Genomic DNA, 4969 nt, shown 5'->3' with positions numbered 1-4969 from the left:
TATGCGTATTTATTGCCTTATTATTTTGGCAATTTAGAAATTTTTATTGATAATGAAAAGTTTTTAAAAATAGAAAATGAATTTTTAAATTTCTTTTATAAAAAAAAATATGATGAAAACAAAATCAAAAATTATTTTTATACTTTGTTTAATTTTAGATTAAAAAGGAGAATTATGACAAATTTCAAAATAGATTATGAAATTCCATTAACATCTGTTGCTGGAAAAATCAGAATAAAACAAAGAGATACATTTAAGAATTATGGACTTCCAATTGCTCCAACAAAGGTGAAAATTGATATTAATCATTATATAGAATGGCAGATAGGATATGATGAAATAACAACAGAAAATGGAAATTTCATTGGAGCAAATGGAAAAAAGAAAAAAATTTATGAATTAAGTGAAATTATCTTAAGTTTTTTTAAGAATAATATTATTTCAAAAAATGAATTAAATTCTATTAAAAATTTTTTGGAGAGTAATGATGATTTTATAGAAAATAAGATGAGAATCAATAGAGCAAATTTTATGCCAACGACAATAGCAAAAGTTAATTTTTTAGAATCTTATGTTTCTTATCCGTTATTAGTACACCAATATCAATGTAGTAATTTTATAAGTGAAATTATAATAAAAGAAAAACAAAGAGCTATTGGAATTCAAGGTATGCTTTATTTTTGTTTTCCTGTTTATATACTTAAAGATGCCTACGGAGAAAGAAATTTTTTAAACAGATTAATTAAAAGCAAAGAAAAAGGATATTTAGAAATAAATAAAAACAATATTTATATTTTTTTAGATATGTTAAAAATATTTGGAATTTTGAGTAAAAACCATAAATATGATGTTTTACAAATTTTAAATTACATTTTAAATGATGATCTACCTAGCTCAAACTGACACAACTGCTGGATTTTTAAGTAAAGACTTAAAAGCACTTAATAAACTAAAAAAAAGACGATTAAATAAACCTTGTCTTATTGCAACTACTAAATTTTATGAGCTTAAAAAACTTACGAGAATTCCAAGTAAATTTAAAAATTTAGTAAGAAAATCAAAAAAAACTACTTTTTTATATGCAAATAAAAAAGCTATAAGGGTTATTAAAGATTGTCATCACGAAAATTTTTTAAAGCAATATGACTGGCTTTATTCTACTTCAGCAAATGAGCACGGAAAAAAATTTGATGAAAATTGGGCTAGAAAAAATGCTAATGAGATTATAGATGAGGTTTTTTTTGAAACTAGTGCCTCAAAGATTTTTAAGCTACGAGGTTCAAAAAAAAATAAATTGCGTTAGTTGCAAAATGTATTAAGATAAGCTATTTATAAAGTATGATTTAATTAAATTATATTTTACAAGGTAGTTTTATTAAAATGTGTATTTTATACTAGGTTTATGGCACCTTAAAATTTATGATTTAAGATATAAAATTACTTAAAATTAAAAAAAATAAATTTGATATAATTTGCACTTTTGATTTTAAGGATATGTATGTTTAAAAAAGTGAGCACAAATTTTGCTTGGTTTATGGTAGTTTTAGGTGGAGTTGTGGAGTGTTTTTGGGTAAGTGGTTTGAAGCATTCTAGCGAAATTTGGCATTATATATTTACTATGGTAGGTGTTTGTATTTCATTTGCATGTATGCTAAAAGCTTGTGAGGTATTGGAAGTTAGTATTGTTTATAGTGTTTTTGTTGGTATTGGAACCGCGGGCGTGGTATTAAATGAAATGTTGATTTTTAACGAGCCTATATCCATTATAAAACTTATTTTGATTACTATTTTGCTTTTAAGCGTGGTAGGACTCAAATTTACAAGTAAAGAAAGCTAATATGGAATGGTTTTTTCTTCATCTTGCAGCGTGTTTTGAAGTGCTTGGTGTAGTTATTATGAAAGAATTAGTTAGAACTCAAAATAAATTATATTTATTAGCTTTAGCAGTTAGCTTTGCATTTTCTTTTGGATTTTTAAGTATTAGTATGCAAAGTATCGCTATGAGTGTGGCATATTCTATATGGACTGGAGTTGGTACTGCTGGTGGAGTGATAATTGGAGTTCTTTTTTATAAAGAAAGTAAAAGTTTTATAAAACTTTTTTTAATTATTTTAATCATTGCTTGCACAATAGGCTTAAAAATACTTTCTTAAGAATAAAATATGAAAATTTATATTAGTGGTATTAATACAGATGTTGGTAAGACTTATCTTAGTGCTAGAATTTGCAAAGAATTGGGATTTGATTATTTTAAGCTTATCCAAGCTGGAAGTCTAAAAGATAGCGATATTATAGCTAAATTTAGCCCAAAAACTAAGATTTTTAAAGAGGGTATTTTTTTACAAACTCCTGTTTCACCGCATAAAGCAAAGATATTGGAAAATATTCACTATAAAGCTTTTGATATAAGCTTGCCACAAAGTGATAGACTTATCATAGAGCTTGCTGGTGGGATTTTTTCGCCTATTGATGATGAAAAAACTATGATTGATTATATGAGCACATTTAAATATCCTACGATTTTAGTAGCAAAAGATTATTTAGGAAGTATAAATCATACACTTTTAAGTATAGAAGCTCTAAAACAAAGAGATATAAAAATCCTTGCTTTAGTTTTAAAAAGTGATGATGATTTTAGTAAAAATTTTATAAGCAAATACACTCAAATTCCTATCATAGAATTTGATGATAAAGTGTGTGAAAAACTTTCAAAACTCATTAAAAATTTCTTTTAAAGATTTAACTACATAAGAAATTTCATCTTCATTTATTACATAAGGTGGCATAAAATAAATAGTATTACCAAGTGGTCTTAAAAGCAAACCTTTTTTTAATGCTCTTTGAAACACCTCAATGCCAACTCTTTTGTATTTACTTCTTTGTATATCAAAAGCACTCACCATACCGCAAGTTCTAAAATTGCCTAAAAAGTCAAATTCTTTTAAATTTTCCCATTCTTTTTTTATAAAAATGCTTTTGATTTTATTTTTTGCTATGATATTTTCATTTTCAAAAATATCTAAAGTTGCATTAGCTGCCACGCAGGCTAAAGCATTGCCCGTGTAAGAATGAGAGTGTAAAAAAGCTTTTTGACTTTCATAAGTATCATAAAATTTATCATAAATTTCATTTTTACAAAGCACTACAGAAAGTGGTAAATACCCACCTGTGATACCTTTTGAAAGACATATAAAATCAATCTCTTGCGAGCAATAATTAAGTGCAAACATCTCTCCTGTGCGTCCAAAACCTGTGGCTATTTCATCAAATATTATTTGTATATTGTATTTTTTTGCTAGTTTTATAGCTTCATTTAAATATCCTAACTCATACATATGCATATTGCCTGCACATTGAATTAATGGTTCAAGTATAAAAGCTGAAATTTCTTCACTTTGTGTTTTTAAAATATTTTCTAAAATTTCAAGTTCTTTTGTATAGTCTTTACTCATAGGCACTGGGGTTGTGATATTTTTTAAAAGTAAGGGTTCATATATTTTTTTATAAAGCCCTAAATCTCCTAAGCTTAAGGCCCCTAAGGTTTCGCCATGATAAGAATTACTAAGAGTTAAAAATTTATTTTTTTTGATACCTTGATTTAAGTGGTATTGAAAACTCATTTTTAAAGCTACTTCAATAGCACTTGAGCCATTATCTGCAAAAAAGCATTTATCAAAAGGTAAAAAATCACAAAGCCTCTTAGAAAGTTTGATGATAGGCTCGTGAGAAAAGCCTGCAAGCAAGATATGCTCTAAATTTTGTAGCTGATCTTTGATTTTTTCATTTATATAATCATTACAATGCCCAAAAATATTTACCCACCAAGAGCTAATGCAGTCTATATAAGCTTTTTCATCAAAATCATACAAATATACACCTTTAGCTCTTTTTATAGGTATTAAAGGTAAAAATTTATGATCACTCATTTGCGTGCAAGGGTGCCAAATGTGTTTTAAGTCTAATTCTTTTAAATTCATTTTTATTTCTTTGATTTTTTATTTCAATGATACTACAATTTTTAATCAAAAGTATTATTTAAAAAATATTTGTATAATCATTCCTTTTATTTTTAAGCTTCAAAGGAGAAATAGTGAAAAAAATATTAATTGTTTTAGCGATTTTATTTTTAAATTTTGCATACTCACAAGAGAATTTGATTGCAAAAGGATTTGAAGCCTATGATAGAGGTGATTATCCAACGGCTTTAGAATATTTTCAAAAAGTTTGTGATTTAGATGAGGGAGTTGGTTGTGTCGTGCTTGGCCTTATGTATGAAAATGGATATAGTGTTAAAAAAGATAATTTCAAAGCAGTAGAATTTTTTAAAAAAGCTTGTAATTTAGATAATGGAGATGGTTGCTTTCATCTTGGAATTATGTATGAAAATGGATATGGTATTAAAAAAGATATTTCCAAAGCAATGGAATTTTATCAAAAAGCTTGTGAGTTAGATGATGGTAGAGCTTGTGCTAATTTTGGTTATATGTATGTAAGTGGAACTGGTGTTAAAAAAGATAATTTTAAAGCAGTAGAATATTTTGAAAAAGCTTGTAATTTAGATGATGGAGATGGTTGTTCTGATCTTGGATATATGTATAGAAATGGAAAAGGTGTCAAAAAAGATAATTTTAAAGCAATGGAATTTTATCAAAAAGCTTGTGAGCTAGATAATGGTAGAGGTTGTTATAATATTGGCATTATGTATGCAAATGGATATGGTTTTAAAAAAGATAATTTAAAAGCAGTAGAATTTTTTAAAAAAGCTTGTGATTTAGATGATGGAGCGGGTTGTGTCGTGCTTGGCTATATGTATGAAAATGGAAAAGGTTTTAAAAAAGATAATTTAAAAGCAGTAAAATTTTATCAAAAAGCTTGTGATTTAGATAGTGGTAGAGCTTGTGCTAATCTTGGGATTATGTATGTAAGTGGAACTGGTGTTAAAAAAGATAATTTTAAAGCAGTAGAATAT

Annotated in this window: 7 protein-coding genes; 6 read left to right on the top strand and 1 reads right to left on the bottom strand. The window is 26.5% G+C overall.

Features of this window, described 5'->3' with window-relative positions:
• The 5 genes from QZ429_RS07420 to bioD all read left to right on the top strand — a co-directional run.
• Positions 1-903: R.Pab1 family restriction endonuclease (locus tag QZ429_RS07420; protein WP_291953331.1), on the top strand; the 903-nt coding region annotated here is incomplete at its 5' end.
• The gene (locus QZ429_RS07415; RefSeq protein ID WP_291953332.1) at positions 881-1303 is read left to right on the top strand and encodes a Sua5 YciO YrdC YwlC family protein; all 423 of its coding nucleotides are present in this window, start codon (positions 881-883) and stop codon (positions 1301-1303) included. The genes QZ429_RS07420 and QZ429_RS07415, both read left to right, overlap by 23 nt.
• Before the next feature lie 195 nt (positions 1304-1498).
• Entirely contained in the window at positions 1499-1837 is a 339-nt protein-coding gene (locus tag QZ429_RS07410; RefSeq protein WP_291953330.1) for a multidrug efflux SMR transporter, read from the top strand.
• 1 nt (position 1838) lies between these two features.
• On the top strand, positions 1839-2153 hold the full coding sequence (locus tag QZ429_RS07405; RefSeq protein WP_291953328.1) for a multidrug efflux SMR transporter: 315 nt from the start codon (positions 1839-1841) through the stop codon (positions 2151-2153).
• 9 nt (positions 2154-2162) lie between these two features.
• Positions 2163-2735: a dethiobiotin synthase gene (bioD, locus tag QZ429_RS07400; protein ID WP_291953326.1), complete on the top strand. Its 573-nt coding sequence runs from the start codon at positions 2163-2165 to the stop codon at positions 2733-2735.
• Here the strand turns inward: bioD and QZ429_RS07395 are convergent.
• The gene (locus tag QZ429_RS07395) at positions 2709-3977 is read right to left on the bottom strand and encodes an adenosylmethionine--8-amino-7-oxononanoate transaminase (RefSeq protein ID WP_291953324.1); all 1269 of its coding nucleotides are present in this window, start codon (positions 3975-3977) and stop codon (positions 2709-2711) included. The two genes, bioD and QZ429_RS07395, sit on opposite strands and share 27 nt — an antisense overlap.
• Positions 3978-4090: 113 nt before the next feature.
• Here QZ429_RS07395 and QZ429_RS07390 point away from each other — a divergent pair.
• The coding region (locus QZ429_RS07390) for an SEL1-like repeat protein (protein ID WP_291953323.1) at positions 4091-4969 on the top strand (879 nt) is incomplete at its 3' end.

This window comes from Campylobacter sp. (genome assembly GCF_020024835.1).
GTDB lineage: Bacteria > Campylobacterota > Campylobacteria > Campylobacterales > Campylobacteraceae > Campylobacter_D.
Note: the sequence above shows the minus strand (reverse complement) of the source record. Positions and strands in the feature narration are given on the sequence as shown.

What these genes read in the sequence shown, in the direction of transcription:
- QZ429_RS07415 (WP_291953332.1), top strand. Translation starts at nt 881, where the DNA reads ATGATCTACCTAGCTCAAACTGACACAACTGCTGGATTTTTAAGTAAA.
- QZ429_RS07410 (WP_291953330.1), top strand. Translation starts at nt 1,499, where the DNA reads ATGTTTAAAAAAGTGAGCACAAATTTTGCTTGGTTTATGGTAGTTTTA.
- QZ429_RS07405 (WP_291953328.1), top strand. Translation starts at nt 1,839, where the DNA reads ATGGAATGGTTTTTTCTTCATCTTGCAGCGTGTTTTGAAGTGCTTGGT.
- bioD (WP_291953326.1), top strand. Translation starts at nt 2,163, where the DNA reads ATGAAAATTTATATTAGTGGTATTAATACAGATGTTGGTAAGACTTAT.
- QZ429_RS07395 (WP_291953324.1), bottom strand. Translation starts at nt 3,977, where the DNA reads ATGAATTTAAAAGAATTAGACTTAAAACACATTTGGCACCCTTGCACG.